This window comes from Aeromicrobium camelliae (genome assembly GCF_003850045.1).
In the GTDB taxonomy this organism is placed as follows: domain Bacteria; phylum Actinomycetota; class Actinomycetes; order Propionibacteriales; family Nocardioidaceae; genus Aeromicrobium; species Aeromicrobium camelliae.
In genome coordinates this window covers 168,822-191,293 of sequence record NZ_RQJX01000001.1, presented here as the reverse complement: position 1 = coordinate 191,293, position 22,472 = coordinate 168,822, and the positions used below count along the sequence as shown (strand labels likewise).

The window sequence follows — 22,472 nt, the reverse complement described above, 5'->3', positions numbered from 1 at the left end:
TGGGTCGGGTGGGAACGACCTCAGCCTAGCGCGTGGGCTCACCGTGCTCGGGGCAGCCGCGCGGTGGGTCAGCCCTGGTCGGCGTGGCGGCGCGCGGCGCTCTTGAGGGCGGCTTCGGCGTCCACTCCCTGCGCCTTCGCCTCGGCGACGAGGGCGAGCAACCGGTCTCCGATGTCGTCGCTCTGGGCAGGCTGCGACGCGACGCGATCCAGCACCTTGTCGGCGTACATGAGGGCGGGGAGCTCCGAGGGGATGCCCTCGATCGGATGCGTGCGCTGCTTCTTCTCGGCCTTGAGCCGCTGCCAGTTGGCGTCGACCTCCGCGGCCGAACTGACGGTGACGTCCCCGAACACGTGCGGATTGCGATGCACGAGCTTGTCGCGGATACCGGCCGCGACCTCGTCGATCCCCCAGCCCTCGCCGTCGGAAGCGGCGATCTCCGCGTGGAACACCACCTGCATGAGCAGGTCGCCGAGCTCCTCGCGGAGGTGATCCGAGTCGCCCGCATCGAGCGCCTCGAGTGTCTCGTAGGCCTCCTCGATGAGGTAACGGCGCAGGCTCTCGTGCGTCTGCTCGCGCGTCCACGGGCATTCGGCCCGCAGCCGCGCCATGACCTCGACGAGCTCGCGCAGGGAGTCGCTCATGCGCGGCACGTCAGGGCTTCGGGAAGCTCCTGACCGTCCACGGCGGGCCCCGGAACCGACAGCGAACCCGTCGGCGCGACGACCTCACCGATCCCGCTCATACCGAAGCGCGGATCGATCTCGATGTCCAGCTCGTCAGCCCGCTCGACGAGGAGCTGCTGACCGGCCTGCGCGAGCTCCTGCTCGCTCATCTGCTCGGCACGGGGCCCGAGCTCGCGCTCGGCGAGCTGTCGGGCGACCGCCAGTGCCCGCTCGTTGCGCGCGATGGTCGCGATGACGAGATCGGTGCGTTCGCCGAACAGCTGACGCGCTTGTTCGGTCTCCTGGTCGCTGAGTCCTGCCGACGGGACGGTGAGCCCCTGGTCGTCGGCTACCTGCTCAGCGACCGACTCGATGATCAGCAGCGACAACGCCTGTCGCCGTACGTCGCCGTTGGGGAGCGACGAGGTGCCCTGAGCGGTGGCGGTCGCGAGCGAGAGCGCACAGTACCCTTCGCTCACCTCGTCGGCCTCCGCCATCGAGATGCGCGCGTCGCCCACCACCGCGGCGCTGCCGGGCTGCACGGGACCGCAGGCGGTCAGCGCTGCGGCCGCTGCGGCGGCAAGGACGACGAGACGAGAGCGAGCGCTCATGGAACCTCCTCGGGACACGGGCGAGACCAGACTACCCATGACCCAGATCACGTCGGTTCAGCCCGCGAGGGTGTCGAGAACGCCGGAGACCCACTCGATGAGCTCCCGGTCGCGCAGCGGCTTGCCGCCGACCGGCGCCGTCTTCGGATGCGGGACCAGCGCCACCTCCGCGGCCTGCTTGTACAGGCTCTTCGGGTACACCCGGGCGAGCCGAAGCTGCGCGGACTCGGGGAGCTTGACCGGAGCGAAGCGGATGTTCGATCCGGCCGCGGTGACCTCGCTGAGCCCGCTCTCGCGCACCTTGACCCGCAGCCGCGCCACGTCGAGCAGCACCTCGACCGGCGTGGGCGGCGTGCCGTACCGGTCGTCGAGCTCGGCCCGCAGCTCATCGACGTCCGAGAGCGCCCGCACGTCGGCGAGCCGCTTGTACATCTCCAGCCTGAGGCGTTCGCTGGGCACGTAGTCGTGCGGGAGATGCGCCTCGATCGGCAACTCGATCTTGACCTCGCGCTCGGGCTCGCCCTCGCCGCGGAACTCCGCGACGGCCTCCCCCACCAGACGCACGTACAGGTCGAACCCGACGTCGGCGATGTGTCCGGACTGCTCGCCGCCCAGCAGGTTGCCAGCGCCGCGGATCTCGAGGTCCTTCATCGCGACCGCCATGCCGCCGCCGAGCTCGGAGAACTGTGCGATCGTGGCGAGCCGGTCGTGTGCCGTCTCGGTGAGCGGCTTGTCGGGCGGATACAGGAAGTAGGCGTACGCCCGCTCCCGGCTCCGGCCGACTCGTCCGCGCAGCTGATGCAACTGCGACAGGCCGAACATGTCCGCCCGCTCGATGATCATCGTGTTGGCGTTCGACACGTCGATGCCCGACTCGACGATCGTGGTGCACACGAGGACGTCGAACCGCTTCTCCCAGAAGTCGACCATGACGCTCTCGAGCTGCTGCTCGCTCATCTGCCCGTGCGCCGTGGCGATCCTGGCCTCGGGCACGAGGTCGCGCAGCCGTTGCGCCACCTTGTCGATGCTCTTGACCCGGTTGTGGATGTAGAAGACCTGACCCTCGCGCAACAGCTCGCGGCGGATGGCGGCGGCCACCTGCCGGTCCTCGTACGGCCCGACGAAGCTCAGCACGGGGTGCCGTTCCTCCGGTGGCGTCGCGATCGTGCTCATCTCGCGGATGCCCGTGATCGCCATCTCCAGCGTCCGGGGAATCGGGGTGGCCGACATGCTCAGCACGTCGACGGAGGCGCGCAGGTGCTTGAGCGCCTCCTTGTGCTCGACGCCGAAGCGCTGCTCCTCGTCGACGATGATGAGCCCGAGGTCCTTGATCCGGATGCCTGGTTGCAGCAGGCGGTGGGTGCCGATCACGAGATCGACCGACCCGTCGGCGAGCCCTTCGAGGGTGGCCTGAGACTCCTTCTCCGACTGGAAGCGCGAGAGCGCGCGGATCGTGACCGGGAACTGGCCGAAGCGCTCTGCGAACGTCGCGTAGTGCTGACGCACGAGCAGGGTCGTGGGCACCAGCAACACGACCTGCTTGCCGTCCTGGATCGCCTTGAACGCCGCCCGCACGGCGATCTCGGTCTTGCCGTAACCGACGTCGCCGCAGACGAGGCGATCCATCGGGACGACCCGCTCCATGTCGCGCTTGACGTCCTCGATGGTCGACAGTTGGTCGGGCGTCTCGACGAACGCGAACGCATCCTCGAGCTCACGCTGCCAGGGACTGTCGGGCCCGAACGCGTGCCCCTTCGTGGACTGGCGGGCCGCGTAGAGCTTGATGAGTTCGCCGGCGATCTGCCGGACGGCCTTGCGCGCCTTGTTCTTCCGCTGCGTCCAGTCGCTGCCGCCGAGCCGGTCGAGGGTCGGCGCCTCACCGCCGACGTACCGGCTGACCTGGTCGAGCTGGTCCATCGGCACGAACAGGCGGTCCGGCGGCTGGCCGCGCTTGCTGGGCGCATATTCGAGGACCAGGTACTCGCGTTCGGCGCCGTGCACGACACGGTTGACGAGTTCGATGTAGCGACCAACGCCGTGCTGCTCGTGGACGACAGGGTCGCCGGCCTTGAGCTCGAGCGGATCGATCTGCTTGCGGCGCCGGGCCGGCATGCGCCGCTCCGCGCGGTCGGCGGCCTTCTGCCCGACGAGGTCGTCGTACGTCAGCACGACGAAGCCGAGATCGGCCGCGATGAAGCCCTCGTCGAGATCGGCCACCGCGACCTGCACGATCCGCTCGGAACTACCCGCGCCAGGCTCCAGCACCTCGACATGGCGGGCGGCGACGTCGTGCTCGGCCAGCCACTCCACCGTTCGTTGCGCCTGGCCGGGACCGGGGACGGTCAACAGCACGGCGTGCCCCGCCTGCTGCCACGTCTGGAGATCGGCGAGCGCGGCTTCGGTGTCGCCGCGGTAGCGGGGAGCGGGCTCCACCGCGACGACGAGGCTCTCGTCGCCCATCGCGAACGGTCCCACGTCGGCCCAGGTGTGGCCGGCGGTGGCGACGTGTTCGCGCACCTCTTCCAGATCCTTGAATGCCGCGGCGCCGAGGTCGATCGGCGACTCGCCGCCCGTCGCTGCGGCCGCCCACGAGGCCGCGAGGAACTCCTCGCTCGTGGTGACGAGGTCTTGAGCACGTCCTCGGACACGTTCGGGGTCGCAGACCAGGACCGTCGACGACTTCGGAAGGAGGTCGACCAGCAACTCCATCTCGCCGACGAGCACCGGGGCCAGCGACTCCATGCCCTCGACCGCGTGCCCCTCGGCGAGCTTGCCGAAGAGTTCGTGCAGCGATGGATGCTCCTGGGCGAGCACGGCAGCGCGGTGGCGGACCTCGTCGGTCAGCAGCAGCTCGCGGCACGGCGGGGCCCAGAGCCGCTCGACCGGCTCGACGGTGCGCTGGTCGGCGATCGAGAAGTGGCGCAGTTCGTCGACGGTGTCGCCCCAGAACTCGACGCGGATCGGGTGTTCCTCGGTGGGCGGGAACACGTCGACGATGCCGCCGCGGACGGCGAACTCGCCTCGGCGTTCGACGAGGTCGACGCGGGTGTAGGCAGCGCCGGCGAGCCGACGCACGACTTCGTCGAGCTCGATGTCCTGGCCGGTGACGAGTTCGACCGGCTCGATATCGGCGAGCCCCTTGACCTGCGGCTGCAACACCGAACGGACGGGAGCGACCACGACTCGGGGCCGCTGGTCTCCCCCGTGGACGAGCTGGCGGAGCACGGCGAGTCGACGCCCGACGGTGTCCGACCGCGGCGACAGACGCTCATGCGGCAGCGTCTCCCAGGCGGGGTAGTAGGCCACGTGATCGGGGTCGTCGACGAGCGTGCGCACGTGGTCGACGAGGTTCTCGGCGTCGCGGGCGGTGGCGGTGACCACGAGGACGCAGGCCTCGTCGCGCGCGAGCGCCGCGGCCAGGAACGGGTTGAGGGCCGCGGGGGCGGTGAGCCGGACGTCGGGGGCACCGTCGTGACGGTCCGCGAGCGCCTTGGCGACGGCGGGCTCGTGCGACACCGCACCGACGAGGGCGCGCTGAGAGGAGGGGGAGGTCATCGTATCCAGATTACGCCGTGGTTCCACACCTCACCCGGACGGCCTCCGGCCCGAGATGTGGTCAGTTTCGGGTCACTGAACTGCAGGCCGGTGACCGAGAAGCGACCACATCTCGGGCCGGAGGGCTGCCGGAGAACCTGGCTCAGCGGTTGAACGCGCTCTGGGTCTTGACCAGACCGTCGACGAGCAGGCTCTCGACAGCGTCGGCCGCCTCCTCGACGTTCACCCCGAGCTCGCGACGCTCGGTCGACGAGAACGGCTTCAGCACGAAGTCGTGGACGGGCTGGCGGCCCGGGGGCCGGCCGATGCCGACGCGCACGCGGTAGTAGTCACCGGTACCGAGCGCCTGCCGGATGGATTTGAGCCCGTTGTGGCCGTTGTCGCCACCGCCGAACTTGATGCGCAGCGCGCCGAAGTCGATGTCCAGTTCGTCGTGGATGACGACGAGATGGTCCGCAGCGACGTCGTAGTACTGGGCGAGACCGGCGACCGGTCCCCCGCTCTCGTTCATGTAGGAGCGCGCTCGGCCCAGCACCACCCGCTCACCGGCGAGCCGTCCCTCCACGACGTCGGCGCGCCGGGACTTGTGCGTGGTGAAACGACCGCCGACGCGCTCCGCGAGCGCGTCGGCGACCAGATACCCGACGTTGTGCCGGGTCGCAGCGTACGTCGGGCCCGGATTCCCGAGCCCGACGATGAGCCACGTCATCAGCTTTCGGAGCTCTCCTCGGAGGCGCCGACCTCGGCCTCGGGCGCGTCGTGCTCGATGCCCGCGTCGGCCTCCGCCTCCTCGAGCTCCGCCTCGACCTCGGCGGCCGTGGGAGCGTGGGTGACGTTGATGATGAGGAGCTCGGGCTCGACCGCGAGCGCAGCGCCCTCGGGCAGGTGCAGGTCGGCGGCGGTCACCTGAGCGCCGGCCTCGAGACCCGCGACGGAGACCTCGATCTCGGACGGGATGTGCGTGGCCTCGGCCTCGATCGAGACGGACGCGTTCTCGGTCACGAGGAGCGCGTCGGGTCCGGGCTCACCGACGACGGTGATCGGAACGTCGACCTGAACCTTCTCGCCACGCTTGACGATGAGGAGGTCGGCGTGCTCGATGAAGCCCTTGAGCGGGTCGCGCTGCACCTGCTTGGGGATGGTGAGGTGGCTCTCGGAGCCCAGCTCGATCGTGAGCAGCGCGTTGGAATTCTTGAGAGCCAGCATGAGGTCGTGGCCCGGCAGCGTCACGTGCACCGGATCGGTGCCGTGACCGTAGAGGACTGCGGGCACCTTGTCGGCGCGTCGGATGCGGCGCGCAGCGCCCTTGCCGAACTCGGTACGGGTTTCAGCGGCGATCTTGATCTCGGCCACGGGGGTGAAGCTCCTCGAATACGTCGTCATTCAGGTGGTCTCGGCCGCCTTGGACAAGGCTCGACTCAGCACTCGCACTCGAGCGCCGCGTCGATCACGGCCGCGTGGGCCCTCGCCGAGGCAACCCGGAGAGTCTACCCCACGGCAGGTCGGGCACGGAAATCGCTCCGTTCAGCCCCGCTCAGAGCAGCAACCGGGGCAGCCCGCGGCGCAGCACGACGTGCGTCGCGACGGTCAGGACAGCCACCGCGACCACCGCAGGCAATGCTCCGAGCGCGCGGAGGGCGAGGAAGCCGAAGACCGCGATGAACACACTCCCCGCCAGGGTCGCCATCGACACGGCGACGTCGTCGTCCGGGTCGCGGTCACGCGTCGCGCGCAACGTCAGCACCGCCACACCCGTCGTGAGCCAGCCGCCCACCAGGCCGATGACCGCGACGACGGCGGTCGCCGCGGCGAGCGCCGGACTCTCGGCACCGACGAGGAAGGCTCCCGCCACCGCGATCAGGGAGTAAAGCACCCCGATGAGCATCGCGAGACCGAGGGCCCGGCCGCGGTGGAGCACGGAGTCACTCCGTGAAGAGGCTGGTGACCGATCCGTCTTCGAAGACCGCGGACACGGCCTGCGCGAGCAGCGGCGCGATGGACAGCACCGTGAGCTTGTCGAAGTGCTTGTCGTCCGACAGCGGGAGCGTGTTGGTCACGATGACCTCGCGCGCGCTGCAGTTCTTGAGCCGGTCGACCGCAGGGCCGGAGAACACCGCGTGGGTCGCGGCGATGACGACCTCGGCCGCACCCTCGGCCATCAGCGCCTCGGCGGCCTGCACGATCGTGCCGCCGGTGTCGATCAGGTCGTCGACGAGGATGCAGATGCGGCCCTTGACGTCGCCCACGACGCGGTTGGCCTTGCTCTCGTTGGGACGGGAGATGTCGCGCGTCTTGTGGATGAACGCCAGCGGCGCTCCCCCGAGCGAGTTGGCCCAGGACTCGGCGACCTTGATGCGACCGGCATCGGGCGAGACCACGGCGAGCGGCTTGTCGGCGTACTTCTTCTTGACGTGCCGGGTGAGGATCGGCATCGCCAGCAGGTGGTCGACCGGGCCGTCGAAGAAGCCCTGGATCTGCGCCGTGTGCAAGTCGACGGTCATGAGCCGGTCAGCGCCGGCGGTGAGGAAGAGGTCGGCGATCAGTCGCGCCGAGATGGGCTCACGGCCGAGGTGCTTCTTGTCCTGGCGGGCGTAGCCGTAGAACGGGAGCACCACGGTGATGCGCTTGGCCGAGGCGCGCTTGAGCGCGTCGATCATGATGAGCTGCTCCATGATCGCCTCGTTGATGGGAGCTGCGTGGCTCTGGATGACGAAGGCGTCGCAGCCGCGCACCGACTTGTCGAACCGGACGTAGATCTCGCCGTTGGCGAAGTCGTACGCGGTGGTGGGCACGAGGTCGACCTGCAACAGCTCGGCGACCTCGTGGGCCAGGGTCGGGTGCACCCGGCCCGAGAAGAGCATGAGGTTGCGGGTCGGCGTGCGCTCGCTGAGACTACTGCTGGTCACCGGTTGTTCTCTTCCTGCTGTGCTGCGGAGGCGGCCTCGTGCGACGCCGAGCCGGGCCGACGACGTGCGACCCACCCCTCCATGATCCTCTGTGGCCCAGCGCTCACGCCAAGCGCCCCCGGGGGAATGTCGTCGCGCACGATCGTGCCTGCCCCCGTGAACGCCCCGTCGCCGATCTCGACCGGCGCGACGAACACGTTGTCGCAGCCGGTCTTGACGTGGCGGCCGATCGTCGTGCGGTGCTTGTGCTGGCCGTCGTAGTTGGCCGTGATCGCGCCGGCACCGAGGTTGGTGCCCTCACCGACGGTGGCGTCACCGATGTACGACAGATGCGGCACCTTGGCGCCGTCGCCGAGCGTCGAGTTCTTGGTCTCGACGAATGTCCCGACCTTGCTGGCCGTGCCGAGTTCGGTTCCAGGGCGCAGATAGGCGAACGGACCGACGGACGCGTCGGGGCCGATCACCGAGTCGCTTCCGTGGGTCCGCACGACGCTCGCGCCCGGGCCGACCTCCACGTTGCGCAGCGTGGTGTCGGGGCCGATCGTGGCGCCGGTCGCGATGGAGGTCGCGCCGAGGAGTTGCGTGCCGGGAAGGACCGTCACGTCGGGAGCGAGGGTGACGTCCGAGTCGATCCACGTGGTGGCCGGATCGACGATCGTGACCCCTTCACGCATCCAGTGGTCGGTGATGCGCCGGTTGAGCTCGCGAGCGAGGCGCGCGAGCTGGGCGCGGTCGTTGACGCCCTCGGTCTGCCACACATCCTCGAGCACGTGCGCGCCGACGGGCAGCCCGTCCTCGACCGCGAAGCCGACGATGTCGGTCAGGTACAGCTCGCCTTGCGCGTTCTGCGGCGTCAATCGAGCCAGGGCCTGCACGAGGAAGGCGCCGTCGACGGCGAGGATGCCGCTGTTGATCTCGCGCACCTCACGTTCGGCGTCGGTGGCGTCCTCGTGCTCGCGGATGGCCACGACGCCACCGGCATCGTCGCGGAGAATGCGCCCGTAGCCGGTGGGATCGCCGACGTGGGCCGACAGGATGGTCACGGCGCGACCTGCCTCGCGATGCGCGGTCACGACGTCGGCGAGCGTCTGCGGCTGGAGGAGGGGGACGTCACCGTAGGTGATGAGAACGGTGCCGAGCGCCTCGGGCTCCGCGCCGAGAGCATCGAGGGCGGCGCGCACGGCGTCGCCGGTGCCCTTGCGCTCGTGCTGCACCGCCACCACGGCATCGGTGTCGAAGGTGGTCAGCGCCTCCTCGACCTGTTCACGTTGGTGGCCGACGACCACGACGCGTCGTCGAGCTCCGAACTCCTGCACGGCGGCCAGCGCGTGGCCGAGCATCGGACGGCCGGCCAGTTCGTGGAGGACTTTGGCTCGTTCGGACTTCATGCGGGTGCCGGCACCCGCCGCCAGCACGATCGCGGTGACGTTCGCGTCCACGCGCGGCTCCTTCGTGGTCGAGAGCGGGGAAAGTCGAGAGCGTGGCTCCCCGGGTAGGAGTCGAACCTACGTCGCTAGTCCTGATTCAAAGTCAGGCGGGCCCTGCCGACAGACCAACCGGGGAAAGCGCGTCCAGCGTACCGAACCGACCGCGACGCGTCCCAGGTGACGGTGACCGTCGTCGCAGACCGAGATTCTCGGCCTCAAGATTCTTGACGGGTAGACTCCCGCCATGGACGAGGTCGATCGGATCGTCGCCGCGTGGCGCCGCGAGCGCCCGGAGACCGACGTGTCCCCCATGGAGGTGCTCAGCCGCGTCACTCGTCTCGCCAAACATCTCGACCGGCTGCGCAAGCAGGCCTTCGCCGCGCAAGGGCTCGAGCCCTGGGAATTCGACGTCCTGGCCGCCCTTCGACGGGCCGGCGAGCCGTACGAGCTCTCGGCGGGCCAACTCGTCACCGCCACCATGGTGACGAGCGGAACGATGACCAATCGCGTCGATCGGCTCCAGAGCAAGGGCCTCGTCGAACGGCGGCCAGCCCCGTCCGATCGGCGCGGTGTCCTGGTACGACTGACCACCGCCGGGCGCGAGCGCGTCGATGCGGCGCTCGACGAGCTGATGAACCATGAGTCGCGGCTGCTGGCCGGTCTGCCGGCCGCCGACCGGGAGTCGATCGCCTCGTCGCTGCGGGTGCTGACGCAACCCTTCTCGGAGTAACGGCCGGCTCGTCTCCGTCGGCACCTGCTCCTCGCGAGCTCCTCTCTGCTCCCCCGCGAGTGGCACTCCGCTCCCCCGGGGAGTGGCGCAAAGTGGACACCGAGTGGCGCAGGATGGGGACGTCCGGGGCCGCAATGGCCCCAGTTTGCGCCACTCGCGGAGATCGGCGGGCAGTGACCGGCGCAGAGACCGGCGGGCAGTGACGGGGATGGCGTCAGAGGGCGTCGAGTTCACTGGCAGCGTCGAGCCAGGCCGCCTCCGCAGCCTCCAGCTCTCCAGCCGCCGCCCGCCGTTCGGCGTCGAGTGACATGAGGCGATCGGGGTCGGTGGCGGCCTGCGCCATCTGGGCGTCGAGGTCCTCGACCTGCGCCGTCAAACGCTCCACCTGCCGTTCGGCGCGCGCAAGTTCCTTCTTGAGTTCGCGCTCGCGCCGGGCGGACGGACGGGACACCGGAGCGCTCGCCGAAGCGGCCTCGGCCACCTCGGCCGCTTCACGCGCTTCGACGGCACGCTGCAGCCGCAGGTACTCGTCCACACCACCAGGAAGATGGCGCAGATGGCCGCCGATCACCGCGTACTGGTGGTCGGTCACCCGCTCCATCAGGTACCGGTCGTGCGAGACGACGAGCAGCGTCCCGGGCCACGTGTCGAGGAGGTCCTCGATCGCGGTCAGCATGTCGGTGTCCATGTCGTTCGTCGGCTCGTCGAGGATCAGCACGTTCGGCTCCTGCAGGATGATCAGCAGGAGCTGGAGCCGCCGGCGCTGACCGCCCGACAGGTCGCGGATCGGCGTGGAGAGCTGCTGCGTGCGGAACCCGAGCCGCTCGAGCAACTGTCCGGGCGTGAGTTCCTTGCCACCCGCGACGTACGTTGCCCGCTGCCGGCCGATGACGTCGCTGACCCGCTCGTCGGCGATCGCGTCGAGCTCGTGCAGCGACTGACTGAGGGTCGCGATGCGCACCGTCTTGCCCCGCTTCACCCGTCCTGCCGAGGGCTTCACCTCACCCGTCACGACGCCCAGCAGCGTGCTCTTGCCGGCCCCGTTGACGCCGAGGATGCCGGCCCGCTCCCCCGGCCCGATCCGCCACTCGACGTCGCGCAGGATCGTCCGACCGTCCGGAGCCTGCACGCTCACGTCGAGCAGGTCGACGACGTCCTTGCCGAGCCTCGCGGTCGCCAGCTGCGTCAGCTCGACGCTGTCGCGGACAGGCGGTTCGCGCTCGATCAGTTCGTTCGCCGCGTCGATCCGGAACTTGGGCTTCGACGTGCGCGCCGGCGCACCGCGCCGCAGCCACGCGAGCTCCTTGCGCATGAGGTTCTGACGGCGAGCCTCGCTGGCGGCGGCCTGCCGGTCCCGTTCGACGCGTTGCAGGACGTACGCGGCGTAACCGCCCTCGAAGGCATCGACCGTGCGGTCGTGCACCTCCCAGGTGGTGGTGCACACCTCATCGAGGAACCACCGGTCGTGCGTGACGACGGCGAATCCACCGGTTCCCGCCGGCCAACGCTTCTTCAGGTGCTCCGCGAGCCACACCACGGCGTCGATATCCAGATGGTTGGTGGGCTCGTCGAGGATCAGTACGTCCCACGACTCGATCAGCGCGGCAGCGAGTGCGACGCGCCGCCGCTGTCCGCCCGAGAGCCTCCCGATCGTCGCGTCCCACGACACGTCCTGCGGGAGGAGCCCGTCGATGACGTCGCGGACTCGCGCGTCACCGGCCCATTCGTGCTCGGCGCGATCGCCGACGACGGCGGCGCCGACCGTCAGCTCCGTGTCGATGGCATCGGATTGGTCGACATAGCCGACCCGCAGGTCGCGGCGCCATGTCACGCGCCCCTCGTCGGGTTCCATGCGCTTACCGAGGATGCGCAGCAACGTCGACTTGCCGTCGCCGTTGCGGCCCACCACGCCGATGCGGTCGCCCTCGGCGATCCCGAGCGTGACGTCAGACAGCACGTCCTTGGTGGGGAACGACATGGCGAGCCGCTCTCCCACGATGAGCGGTGGCATCAGCCGACCACCCGCGCTCCGGGAACGGGCCCTCGCGCGATCAGCACGTCGTCGAAGACGGCCTGGGTCCGCAGGTCGAGCGCGAGCAGCTCGGCGCTCTCGGCGTCCGGAACCAGGAAGACCGTCGTCGGTCCCGATCCGGAAATCACGGCGGCGAGCGCAGGTGCGGGGCCCGCGGCCTCGATACCGCGCAGCAGTTCGGGACGCAACGAGAGTGCGGCAGGCGCGAGGTCGTTGCGCAGCGCCACCGCGAGCGCGTCGGGGTCGCCGCTGCCGAGCGCTGCGAGGACATCGCGAGGCTCATCGGGCGTATTGACGCCGCGCCCGCCGGCCAGCCGGTCGAACTCGGCGTACACCGCAGGCGTCGACATGCCCTCGGCATACACCCCGAGGACCCAGTGGAACGTCGAGCGCGACAACACCGGGGTGATCAGTTCACCCCGACCTGCCCCCAGCGCGTTGCCGCCGTGCAGCAGGAACGGCACGTCGCTGCCGAGCGTCGCCGCGAGCGCGTCGAGTTCGTCCCGCGACAGCGCTCCGCGCCACACGTCGTTGCACGCGAGCAACGCACCGGCGGCGTCGGCGGAACCGCCGGCCATGCCTCCAGCCACCGGGATGGTCTTGCGGATGTGCAGATGAACACCCAAGTCGGGCTCGTCGAGACGGTCGCGCAGCACGGCGGCAGCGCGGACGGCGAGGTTGGTGCGGTCGACCGGCACGTGAGGCATCGGCTGCCCCTGCACATCGACCACCTCGACGTTGATCGCTCCGTCGTGGGTGGCCGTCGCGGTGATCTCGTCGTACATGTCGATGGCATGGAAGACGGTGGAGAGCTGGTGGTAGCCGTCGGCGCGAGCGGCACCGACATGCAGCGCCAGATTGATCTTCGCCGGGACGCGCACCTTCACACTTCGCACCGCACCAACGTAGGGCATTCGCCTAGCGGCGCTCGCTCGCGAGCCGGGCGAAGTCCTCGACGGTGAGCTGCTCGCCCCGGGCGCGCGGGTCGATGCCGGCCGTGTGGAGCGCCTGCTCGGCCGCGTCCGCACCGCCGAAGTGGCCGGTGAGTGCCGCCCGCAGTGTCTTGCGGCGCTGCGCGAAGGCGGCGTCGACGAGGTCGAAGGTGGCCTGGCGGTCGGCGTCGGGCGGGGTACGACGCGTCAACCGGACCAGCGCGGAGTCGACGTTGGGTACCGGCCAGAAGACCGTCCTGCCGATCGCTCCCGCCAACCGCACGTCGGCGTACCAGGACGCCTTGACGCTGGGCACGCCGTACGTCCGCGAACCAGGGCCTGCCGCAAGCCGATGCGCGACCTCCGCCTGCACCATGACGAGTACGGACGTGATGGACTCGAAAGTCTGGAGCATGTGCAGCAGCACCGGGACCGAGACATTGTAGGGCAGGTTGGCGACCAGCGCCGTCGGAGCAGGGCCGGGCAACGTCTCCACGCGCAACGCGTCCGCATGCACCACCGTCAGCCGATCGGCCGAAAGGCCGGCGAACTCTGCCGCCGTCGCAGGAAGGCGCGCGGCCAGCACGTCGTCGATCTCGATCGCGGTGACGTGGGCCGCTTCACCCAGCAAGGCGAGGGTGAGCGAGCCGAGACCGGGACCGATCTCGACGACGACGTCGTCGGGACCGATCCCGGCCTCACGCACGATGCGGCGAACAGTGTTGCCGTCCGTGACGAAGTTCTGCCCTCGCTGCTTGGTCGGACGCAGCCCGACCTCGCCAGCGATGCGACGAATGTCCGCCGCGCCCAGCAGGCGCGGGGGCTCGAACGTCGTCAGCGCAGGCCCAGCTTCGCCGAGCAGGCGGGCCACTGACCCCAGCCGGCACGCTGCTGCAGGATCGATGCGCGGTGGATCTGCTCCTCGCGGCTGTGCTCGTGCGGCAGACCGGTTCCGCCGACCGAACGCCAGGTCTGCGCGCTGAACTGGACGCCGCCGTAGTAACCGTTGCCGCTGTTGGCGGCCCAGTTACCACCGGACTCGCACTGCGCCAGCCGGTCCCAGACGCTGCCGTCGGCGACCGCGGGAGCGGTGTCAGGCTGCTTCGTGCCGCGCTTCTCGACCTGGGAGACGGGCTCACGGACCGTGCTCCGCGAGACGACGGTGCGCTCGCGGACCTGGCCGTCGGCCAGCACGAGCTGGACCTCCTCGGTGGCCTCACCGGGCTGGCCCTCGGTGACGACCTCCTTCTCGCCCTTCGGCAAGGAGGCGTCCTCTTGGACCTGCACCTCGAAGTCGACCGGGACGGTCTCGGTGCGGGTGACCTTCTCGATCCGCACGACGCGCAGGGCGTTGGTGTCCTTGGCGAGGTAGCTCTCGAGGCCGGGCTCGACCTCGTCGTCCTCGTCAACCTTGACCCCGGCCTCGTCCAGGACGTCCTGGACCGTGGGCTTGTTGGTCTCGACCTGCTGGTCCTTGCCGTCCGCGGTGACGGTGATGGTCTTGGGGCTGCTCACGACGATCTCTTCGCCGAAGCGGTTGAGCTTGGCGTCGAGCTTCTCCGAGACGTACGCACCCTTGGCCGGGTCGACGTCCAGATCGGACAGCAGCTCCTTGACAGACGTGGCGTGCGTGACCTCGTCGGTGGTCTGGCCGTCGACGACGACGGTGACCGGCTTGGCGTAGCGCACCGTGATGGTCTCGTCGTCCGGGAGCGGAGCGTCGAGCTTGTGGGAGACCTTGTCCTCCGGACGCGGCTCGACACCCTGGCTGGTGAGGAGCTCGTCGACGGTCTCCGCCGACGTCCGCGTGGTGGTGATCTCACCGTCGACGTCGAGCGTGACCTTCTGGTCGAACTCGGCCGCAGCCACCAGCCCGGCCGTGGCGATCACCACCGCGACGACCGCGGCGACGAGCTTGAGCACGTTCTTCGGATGGAGTTCGGGAACGGACAACTGCACGGATCAAACCTCGACAAACATCGTTGACAACCTGTTCACCTTGTCCGAGGCTGCCACGGGCAGTCAAGTTTCTCGTCAGTTTCTGGACGGCCAGGGCCCCCCGAACGCTCGATCGGTGGTGGCGTTGATCTGCTCGCACAGGGTGGTCAGATCGACCTTCAGGACCTCCGCGATGAGGCGCACGGTGTGGGGCACGAGGAAGGAGGCGTTGGGGCGTCCACGATGCGGCTCGGGGGTCAGGAAAGGCGCGTCGGTCTCGACGAGGATGCGGTCGAGCGGCGTCACCTGCAACGCCTCGCGCAGGTACGCCGCGTTCTTGAACGTCACTGCGCCGGCGAAGGAGAGGAAAGCCCCGCGTTCCAGGCATTCTCTGGCGAAATCCGGGCCCCCGGAGAAGCAGTGCATCACGACGCGATCGGGCACGCCTTCGTCGTCGAGGATGGCCAGCACGTCGTCGTGCGCGTCGCGATCGTGAATCACCAGGGTCCGGTCGTGACGCTTGGCGATCCGGATGTGTTCGCGGAAGGAACGGTGCTGCCGCGGCCGCAGTTCAGGGCCCGTGCGGAAGTAATCCAGCCCCGTCTCCCCGACCGCCCGGACGACCGGATCCGCCGCCATCTCGTCGATCTGCGAGAGTGCGCCATCTAACATGACGTCGTCGAGCCGGGCGGCGTCATTGGGGTGCATCGCGACAGCCGCCACGACCGATGCGAAGCGGCGCGCAGCGTCCACCGCCCATCGGCTACTGGGCAGATCGCAGCCCACCTGCACGATCCGCGTGACGCCGACCGCGGCGGCGCGATCGAGCGCCTCCTCCGTCGGAATCACCAGGCCGCCGCGCACCCGATGGTCGAGATGGCAGTGGTTGTCGACTACGGGTGAGGGCAATGGCTCGGGCGCGTCCGGCCAGCCCTCGGTGAGATCGGTCATCAGCTGTCCTGCTCCGGCAACTCGATGCGCGGGAAGAGGGACGGGACCTTCGTGATCGGCGTCCCCGCAGGCAACTGGCCCCACCGAGCGACGTCGTCGAGACGCTGATCGGCGAGCGGGCCCAGCGGACCTTCGGCGCCCAGGGACTCCCACAGCGAAGCGCAGGCCTTGGGGGTGACCGGATTGAGTACGACGGCCAGGACGCGCAGTCCCTCCGCGGCGGTCGCCAGGATGGTCGCGAGGCGATCGCCCTGGCTCTCGTCCTTGGCCACCTTCCACGGGGCCTGCTCGGTGAGATAGCCGTTGAGCGCGTCGACGATCCGCCAGACCTCGACCATCGCCTCCTGCGGCGCGATGCGCTCGATCGCGGCGTCCGCGGCCGACACGGCGGCGCCGATCGTGTCGATGAGCGCCTTCTCCGCCGGCCCCTGCTCGCCAGCCGCGGGAAGCGCGCCGCCGAAGTACTTGCCGATCATCGCCGCTACCCGCGAGGCGAGGTTGCCGAAGCCGTTGGCGAGCTCGGCGTGGTAGCGCGCGTGGATGTCCTCCCACGAGATGGAGCCGTCGCTGCCGAACGTGAGCGCCCGGCTGAAGTAGTAGCGGTAGGCGTCCGACCCGAACGTCGAGACGATCTCGTTGGGGTGGATGCCGTTGGCCTTGCTCTTGGACATCTTCTGCCCGCCGACGAGCAGCCAGCCATGGGCGAAGACACGATGCGGCACGGGCTGACCGGCGGCCATCAACATGGCCGGCCAGATGACCGCGTGGAAGCGGGCGATGTCCTTGCCGACGATGTGGACGTTCGCCGGCCAGAGCTCCTCGAAACGCTCCGGGTCGACGCCGTACCCGGCGGCGGTCACGTAGTTGAGCAGCGCCTCGATCCACACGTACATGACGTGCTCGCGGTCCCACGGCACAGGGATGCCCCAGTCGAAGGTCGACCGGGAGATCGACAAGTCCTTCAGGCCGCGCTTGACGAAGGAGATGATCTCGTTGCGGCTGGACTCGGGTTGGATGAACTCCGGATGCTCCTCGTAGAGCGCGAGCAGCCGGTCCGCGTACTCGCTGAGCCGGAAGAAGTAGTTCTCCTCGGTCATGTACTCCAGGCGGCTGCCGTCGAGCGCTGAGACCTTGAAGCCCTCGTCCTCACCCTCGCCGTCGACGACGTCGTCGTCACCGACGAACTCCTCGCTGCTGACGCTGTACCACCCCGAGAACGAGCCCTTGTAGACCGCGCCTCGGTCGTAGAGGTCCTGCCAGAAGGCCTGAGCCCCGGCCTCGTGTCGCGCCTCGGTGGTGCGGATGAAGTCGTCGTTGGCGACGTCGATGGTCTGGAGCATCGGCTTCCACTCGTCCTCGACGAGCCGGTCGACCCACTCCTGCGGGGAGACGCCGTTGGCCTCGGCCTTGCGCAGCACCTTCTGCCCATGCTCGTCGACTCCGGTGAGGTACCAGACCCGCTCGCCGCGCTGGCGATGCCACCGGGTGAGGATGTCGCCCATCACCGTCGTGTAGCCGTGGCCGATGTGCGGCGCGTCGTTGACGTAGTAGATGGGCGTGGTGACGTAGAAGGTCCGATCGGCCATGGGCTCCAGTCTAGTGAGACGCACCCCTCACCCCTCCGGCCTGTCTCGTCGCCGTCGTGGCGATGGAGGACGATGGTGCGGTCGAACCCCTCCGCCACCGCGGCGGGGCCTGTGAAGGAGCGGAGAGCATGCAACTCGAGGCCATCGCGATCTCGGTCGAAGGACCGCACGCCACGGTCCTGCGCCCCACGGACCTGCAGGCGCGCAGCGGCGACGTCTGCGTCGTCGAAGGGCCGCCCGGTGCAGGGCATACGGCCTTGTCGCTCGTCCTCGGCGGCCGCCTTCGGCCAGACGGCGGGAAGGTGCTCGTGGACGGTGCGCGCGCGGCGCAGACCCTCCGCGAGTCCGTCGCGCTCGTCGACGTCCCGGACGTCTCCGAACCCGACGAGGTGCTGAAGCTCTCGACCATCGTCGCCGAAGAACTGGCGATGGCCGGCCGGCCCGCCGGACAGCGGGCGGTGCGCACCTGGCTCGATCGCCACGACGCGGACGCATGGCACGGCACCCGCATGGAAGAGGTTCCCGGAGCCGTGCGGGTGATGATGTTGGCCGAACTCGCCGCCTTGCGTCCGGGAACGGAAGCCCTGGTCATCTGCTGTCCCGACCGTTACGGCACCAGCGCCGACGACGCTTACGCCGTCGCGGAGCGCCTCGCGCAGCGGCACCTCATCGTCATTCTGCAACTCATGGCCACGACGGCTCGCGTTCTCGAAAACGATCGGTTCGCGCTCGGCAGCGCGGGCGAGGAGGTGGTCGCATGACGTCCGTGCGCATGGCGATCAGCGAGTTCCGGAGGCTGACCGCGGGACGGCTCCCGGCGCTCGCGGTCCTGGCCATCGCCCTCATCCCCACGCTGTACGCGTCGCTCTACTTATGGGCCAATCACGATCCCTACGGCAAGCTCGGGTCGGTGCAGGCGGCCCTCGTCGTGGACGACGTCCCTGCGCAATCCGCCCAGGCCGGCGAGGTGCACGCCGGCCGCGACATCGCCCACGATCTCGAGGAGGACGGTTCGTTCGACTGGCGGGAGGTCAGCGACGCTGAGGCGGCCCGTGGAGTAGAGGACGGCACCTACCTGTTCGCGCTGACCATTCCCCGCGACTTCTCCAGCGCGCTCGCTTCGACGTCGGACTTCGAACCGCGTCAGGCCCAACTCGTCCTCACGACGAACGAGGCCAACAACTATCTCTCCGCCACGATCGCCGACCAGGTGCTCACCCGCGTCAGCTCCTCGATCGCCGCCAACGTCAGCGAGAAGGCGGCGAGCGCCTTCCTCCTCGGTTTCTCGACCCTCCACGACCAGCTCAGCCAGGCCGGTGAAGGCGCGCAACGCCTTGCCGACGGGCTCGGCGATGCGCGCGCCGGCGCGGGCCAGCTGCAGGCGGGTGCCGAGCAGCTGAGCGCCGGGCAGCAGCAACTGCTCGCGGGGCAGCAGGAGCTCGGCGACGGGCTCGGCCAGGCGGCCGCTGGCGCACATCAGCTCCGCGACGGCAGCGCGCAACTCGCGGCGGGAGCGCGGCAGGTGGCCGACGGCAACGCCGAGATCGCCCGCATCGCCGACGCCGTGGCCGGCGCTTCACGCGCGACGAACGGGAACCTTGGACGCATCCGGTCCGACATCGAGCAGAGCTTGATCGACGCCGGAGTCCCGGCGGACGAACGCGCCGCGATCCTGCAGCGGCTCGACAGCCTCGCCGCACCGCTCGACGATCTCGACACGCGCATCCAGACCACCGCTGGAGAACTCGACCGGCTCGCGGAGGGATCGCGTCAGGTGGCCGACGGCGCCGATCGGCTCGCTGCCGGCAGCACCCGCCTCGCTGACGGGCTCGACGCGGCCACCGCGGGCAACGCTCGACTCGTCGGCGGCCAGCAGGAGGCCCTTTCCGGTTCCCAGCAACTCGCGTCCGGCGCTGGTGAGCTCGCCGAGGGTCTCGAGACCGCCGACGCCGGCGCGCAGCGGCTCGCCGACGGCTTGCGTGACGGCATCACCTCGATTCCCGATCTGGACGATCAGCGTCGCGAGGACACCGCCTCCACGATCGCCTCTCCGATCACGACGAAGGACGTCGCCCAGGCCTCCGCCGACACCTACGGCGCCGGGCTCGCGCCGTTCTTCCTGTCGATCGGTGCGTGGGTCGGGGCGTACGTGATGTTCCTGCTGGTGCGCCCGCTGTCGAACCGGGCCATCGCGGCGCGCCAGTCGCCGTTGAGCACTGCGCTCGGAGGGTGGCTCACGCCCGCGGCCATCGCCGTGGTGCAGACCGTCGTGATGCTCCTCGTGGTGCGATTCGCGGTCGAGATCGACTGGGTGCGAGCCGGATACGTCGCCGCGCTCCTCGCCTTGGTGGGCGTCACGTTCGTCGCGATCGTCCACACGCTCAATGCCTGGTTGGGGCCGGTCGGGCAGTTGCTCGGACTGGTGCTCCTGGTGCTGCAACTGGCGAGCGCCGGTGGCACGTTCCCCTGGCAGACGCTCCCGCCGGTGCTCCAGGCCGTCCACCACGTGCTGCCGATGACGTACGCGGTCGACGGGCTGCGCCATCTGATGTACGGCGCGTCCCTGGAGGGACTTCCCCGCGTCGTCGCGGTGCTGTCGGCCTACCTCGTCGGCTGCCTGGCGCTCACCTGCGCCGCGGCGTACCGGCGCCGGCTCTGGCGGGTCTCGCAGATCAAGCCGGAGATCGCGCTCTAGCTCCGGTCGTCAGTCGGCCCGGTGGGCGGCGGCGTAGACGATCTTCTTCCGCATGCCGGTGCGGGCGACGACTTCGGCGATCGCGTCCTTGCGGCTGAGCCCGGTCGCTTCGGCCTCGGCGACCAGCGACGCGAGTGTCTCCTCGTCGTATTCAACCGTCGGGGCATCACCGGCTCCGCTGACCACCAGGGTCACTTCGCCGCGAACTCCGTGCTCCTGCTCCTCGGCCCAGGTCGCGAGTTCGGCGAGCGGAAGGCGGACCACTTCCTCGTAGGTCTTCGTCAGCTCTCGGCACAACGCCGCCGGCCGGTCGCCGCCGAAGGCGTCGGCCATTGCGCGCAACGTCGCCGCCGTCCGGTGCGGGGACTCGAAGAACACCATGGTGCGACGGTCAGCTGCGAGGTCGGCGAGGAACCGGGACCGCTCCCCCTGCTTGCGCGGCGGAAACCCCTCGAAGCTGAAGCGGTCGACCGGGAGCCCGGAGACGGCGAGCGCGGTGAGCACGGCGGACGGGCCGGGGATGGCGGAGACCTCGACGTCCTCTGCGACCGCCGCGGCGACCAAACGGTAGCCGGGGTCGGAGACGCTGGGCATTCCTGCGTCGGTGACGAGCACGACGGTGCGGCCCGCACGCAGGTCCTCCATCAACTCGCCCGTGCGTCGCTCCTCGTTGCCCTCGAAGTACGACACGACCCGGCCGGGCACCTCGACGCCGAGATCAGCGGCCAGTCGACGCAGCCGGCGCGTGTCCTCCGCGGCGACGACGTCCGCGGACGCGAGCGCCGGGCCCAGCCGGCTCGACGCATCGGCAGCCTGCCCGATCGGGGTTCCGGCGAGGATCAACACGTGGTCATCCTCGCAGGCCGTCCGAACATGGCGCACACCCTAGGCTGGGGCCCGTGCTGTCGCGAGTGTCCTGGCGTGCCTGGTCGTGGATCGTCCCCGTCGCCGTGACACTGCTCGCCTTCGCGGTCCGCGTGGTGAGGCTCTCCGCTCCCGAACGGCTCGCCTTCGACGAGACGTACTACGCCAAGGACGCATGGTCGTTACTCCAGCACGGGTACGTGCTCGACTTCATCGACGGTGCGGACGACCGCATCGCCGCGGGTGACGTGTCCGGCCTGTTCGCCGCCGAACCCTCGTGGATCGTGCATCCGGACGGCGGCAAGTGGCTCATCGCCCTCGGCGAGGCGCTGTTCGGACTGACTCCCGTCGGCTGGCGCATCAGCGCGGCCGTAGCGGGAGCGCTGACGGTCCTCGTGCTCGCCCGGCTACTGATCCGCTTGACCGGCGCGATCTGGGTGGGCGCGCTCGGCGGTCTGCTGCTCGCTCTCGACGGCGTTCACTTCGTCATGTCGAGGCTCGCACTGCTGGACATCTTCCTGACGCTCTGGCTCGTCTGCGCCGTCGCGTGCCTCGTGGCAGATCGTGACTGGCTTGAGCGTCGCCTCGCCGTCGAGAACCGCTGGCGCGGGTGGCGCCCCTGGCAACTCGCGGCCGGTCTGGCCTTCGGTATGGCGGCCGCCACCAAGTGGAGCGGGCTCTACGTCCTCGCGGCGTTCGGTCTGACGGTCGTGGTGTGGGAGGTGGCGGCCCGCCGGCGCTGGGCCCGCGCCCAGGGGGCGGCTCCCGCGCCGTGGTGGAACGGAGTGCTGCGGGCGGGACTCCCCTCGTTCGCGCGGCTCGTCCTGGTGGCGGGCGCCGTCTATCTGATCAGCTGGACCGGGTGGTTCCTGCATCGTGAGGAGTACGAGCGGCGCTTCGGTCACGGCTACGGGGACTACGCCGCGTGGGGACACCTGGCTGAGCCGACGGGTGGCCCGATCGGTGGCGTCGTGGATGCTCTGCGCTCCTGGTGGCAGTTCCACCTCATGACGTGGGACTTCCACACCGGGGACTACCTCGCCGACAAGACGCATCCGTACGCGTCACACCCGATCGGCTGGCTCCTACCGTGGCGGCCCGTGGCAGTGGACACGAACACCGACGTGCCGGCGCAGCAGTGCGGAGCGCCCTCGGACTCGAGCTGTATCAGCGAGGTGCTCATTCTCGGTAATCCCGCCGTGTGGTGGATCGGCACCCTGGCGATCGTCGCCGTCCTCGGCGTCGTTCTGCGTCGACGACAGTGGCGACTGAGCATTCCGCTCGTCGGACTCGCGGCGACCTGGCTCCCCTGGTTCGCGACGGCCGATCGCCCGATCTTCTCGTTCTACTCCGTCGCGATGGTGCCGTTCCTCGTCATCGCCGTCGGGCTCGCGGCGAACGGAGTCCATCGCCGACTCGCCGATCAGGGCCGTGGCGCCTGGTCCCTCACCGCGATCTGCGCATACGCCCTCGTCGTGGCCGGGCTGTTCGTGTACTTCTACCCGATCTGGACCGATGTCCTGCTTCCCTACGATTCCTGGCGTCAGCGGATGTGGCTCGGCACCTGGATCTGAGCCGGC

Annotated in this window: 19 protein-coding genes and 1 tRNA gene; 4 read left to right on the top strand and 16 right to left on the bottom strand. The window is 69.7% G+C overall.

Annotated features, from left to right (window positions below; all coding sequences use genetic code 11):
- Positions 1 to 68: 68 nt before the first annotated feature.
- The 9 genes from EHW97_RS01010 to EHW97_RS00970 all read right to left on the bottom strand — a co-directional run bounded on the left by EHW97_RS01010 (position 69) and on the right by EHW97_RS00970 (position 9,300).
- The gene (locus EHW97_RS01010; protein WP_124235301.1) at positions 69 to 644 is read right to left on the bottom strand and encodes a nucleoside triphosphate pyrophosphohydrolase; all 576 of its coding nucleotides are present in this window, start codon (positions 642 to 644) and stop codon (positions 69 to 71) included.
- Positions 641 to 1,276 (bottom strand): SurA N-terminal domain-containing protein, encoded by a 636-nt coding sequence (locus tag EHW97_RS01005; protein WP_124235300.1) that lies wholly within the window; start codon positions 1,274 to 1,276, stop codon positions 641 to 643. The genes EHW97_RS01010 and EHW97_RS01005 overlap by 4 nt, the downstream gene beginning before the upstream one ends.
- A gap of 57 nt (positions 1,277 to 1,333) precedes the next feature.
- Positions 1,334 to 4,831, bottom strand: coding sequence for a transcription-repair coupling factor (mfd, locus tag EHW97_RS01000; protein ID WP_124235299.1), 3,498 nt, complete (start codon positions 4,829 to 4,831; stop codon positions 1,334 to 1,336).
- A 142-nt stretch (positions 4,832 to 4,973) separates the two neighbouring features.
- Entirely contained in the window at positions 4,974 to 5,540 is a 567-nt protein-coding gene (gene pth / locus EHW97_RS00995) for an aminoacyl-tRNA hydrolase (RefSeq protein ID WP_124235298.1), read from the bottom strand.
- Positions 5,540 to 6,184: a 50S ribosomal protein L25/general stress protein Ctc gene (locus tag EHW97_RS00990; protein ID WP_124235297.1), complete on the bottom strand. Its 645-nt coding sequence runs from the start codon at positions 6,182 to 6,184 to the stop codon at positions 5,540 to 5,542. The genes pth and EHW97_RS00990 overlap by 1 nt, the downstream gene beginning before the upstream one ends.
- Positions 6,185 to 6,365: 181 nt before the next feature.
- Positions 6,366 to 6,749, bottom strand: coding sequence for a hypothetical protein (locus tag EHW97_RS00985; RefSeq protein ID WP_124235296.1), 384 nt, complete (start codon positions 6,747 to 6,749; stop codon positions 6,366 to 6,368).
- Between the two features lie 4 nt (positions 6,750 to 6,753).
- The gene (locus tag EHW97_RS00980) at positions 6,754 to 7,737 is read right to left on the bottom strand and encodes a ribose-phosphate diphosphokinase (RefSeq protein WP_124235295.1); all 984 of its coding nucleotides are present in this window, start codon (positions 7,735 to 7,737) and stop codon (positions 6,754 to 6,756) included.
- A complete protein-coding gene (gene glmU, locus EHW97_RS00975) occupies positions 7,734 to 9,176 on the bottom strand; it encodes a bifunctional UDP-N-acetylglucosamine diphosphorylase/glucosamine-1-phosphate N-acetyltransferase GlmU (RefSeq protein ID WP_124235294.1) in 1,443 nt (480 codons plus the stop codon). Before glmU ends, EHW97_RS00980 begins: the two co-directional genes overlap by 4 nt.
- A gap of 42 nt (positions 9,177 to 9,218) precedes the next feature.
- Positions 9,219 to 9,300, bottom strand: a tRNA-Gln gene (locus tag EHW97_RS00970).
- A gap of 108 nt (positions 9,301 to 9,408) precedes the next feature.
- Here EHW97_RS00970 and EHW97_RS00965 point away from each other — a divergent pair.
- Positions 9,409 to 9,894, top strand: a complete 486-nt coding sequence (locus EHW97_RS00965) for a MarR family winged helix-turn-helix transcriptional regulator (RefSeq protein ID WP_124235293.1) — start codon at positions 9,409 to 9,411, stop codon at positions 9,892 to 9,894.
- 214 nt (positions 9,895 to 10,108) lie between these two features.
- Here the strand turns inward: EHW97_RS00965 and EHW97_RS00960 are convergent, their stop codons facing one another.
- The 6 genes from EHW97_RS00960 to metG all read right to left on the bottom strand — a co-directional run bounded on the left by EHW97_RS00960 (position 10,109) and on the right by metG (position 17,333).
- A complete protein-coding gene (locus EHW97_RS00960; RefSeq protein WP_124235292.1) occupies positions 10,109 to 11,905 on the bottom strand; it encodes an ABC-F family ATP-binding cassette domain-containing protein in 1,797 nt (598 codons plus the stop codon).
- Positions 11,905 to 12,822 carry a 4-(cytidine 5'-diphospho)-2-C-methyl-D-erythritol kinase gene (locus EHW97_RS00955; protein WP_243696248.1) on the bottom strand — a complete coding sequence of 306 codons (918 nt, stop codon included), beginning with the start codon at positions 12,820 to 12,822 and terminating at the stop codon, positions 11,905 to 11,907. The genes EHW97_RS00960 and EHW97_RS00955 overlap by 1 nt, the downstream gene beginning before the upstream one ends.
- 22 nt (positions 12,823 to 12,844) lie before the next feature.
- Positions 12,845 to 13,729 (bottom strand): 16S rRNA (adenine(1518)-N(6)/adenine(1519)-N(6))-dimethyltransferase RsmA, encoded by an 885-nt coding sequence (gene rsmA, locus EHW97_RS00950; protein WP_208001810.1) that lies wholly within the window; start codon positions 13,727 to 13,729, stop codon positions 12,845 to 12,847.
- On the bottom strand, positions 13,693 to 14,817 hold the full coding sequence (locus EHW97_RS15845) for a resuscitation-promoting factor (protein ID WP_124235290.1): 1,125 nt from the start codon (positions 14,815 to 14,817) through the stop codon (positions 13,693 to 13,695). Before EHW97_RS15845 ends, rsmA begins: the two co-directional genes overlap by 37 nt.
- A gap of 75 nt (positions 14,818 to 14,892) precedes the next feature.
- Complete coding sequence (locus tag EHW97_RS00940; RefSeq protein WP_124235289.1) at positions 14,893 to 15,747, bottom strand: TatD family hydrolase; 855 nt, start codon at positions 15,745 to 15,747, stop codon at positions 14,893 to 14,895.
- The gene (gene metG, locus EHW97_RS00935; protein WP_124235288.1) at positions 15,747 to 17,333 is read right to left on the bottom strand and encodes a methionine--tRNA ligase; all 1,587 of its coding nucleotides are present in this window, start codon (positions 17,331 to 17,333) and stop codon (positions 15,747 to 15,749) included. The genes EHW97_RS00940 and metG overlap by 1 nt, the downstream gene beginning before the upstream one ends.
- Positions 17,334 to 17,461: 128 nt before the next feature.
- Between metG and EHW97_RS15215 the strand changes: the two genes are divergently transcribed.
- Positions 17,462 to 18,094 carry a hypothetical protein gene (locus EHW97_RS15215; protein WP_166367338.1) on the top strand — a complete coding sequence of 211 codons (633 nt, stop codon included), beginning with the start codon at positions 17,462 to 17,464 and terminating at the stop codon, positions 18,092 to 18,094.
- The gene (locus EHW97_RS00930) at positions 18,091 to 20,028 is read left to right on the top strand and encodes a YhgE/Pip domain-containing protein (RefSeq protein ID WP_166367337.1); all 1,938 of its coding nucleotides are present in this window, start codon (positions 18,091 to 18,093) and stop codon (positions 20,026 to 20,028) included. The genes EHW97_RS15215 and EHW97_RS00930 overlap by 4 nt, the downstream gene beginning before the upstream one ends.
- Positions 20,029 to 20,037: 9 nt before the next feature.
- Here the strand turns inward: EHW97_RS00930 and rsmI are convergent, their stop codons facing one another.
- Complete coding sequence (rsmI, locus tag EHW97_RS00925) at positions 20,038 to 20,874, bottom strand: 16S rRNA (cytidine(1402)-2'-O)-methyltransferase (protein WP_124235286.1); 837 nt, start codon at positions 20,872 to 20,874, stop codon at positions 20,038 to 20,040.
- Between the two features lie 53 nt (positions 20,875 to 20,927).
- On the opposite strand from rsmI, the gene EHW97_RS00920 reads away from it, so the two are divergent.
- Positions 20,928 to 22,466, top strand: coding sequence for a dolichyl-phosphate-mannose--protein mannosyltransferase (locus tag EHW97_RS00920; RefSeq protein ID WP_124235285.1), 1,539 nt, complete (start codon positions 20,928 to 20,930; stop codon positions 22,464 to 22,466).
- The last annotated feature ends 6 nt before the right edge of the window (positions 22,467 to 22,472 follow it).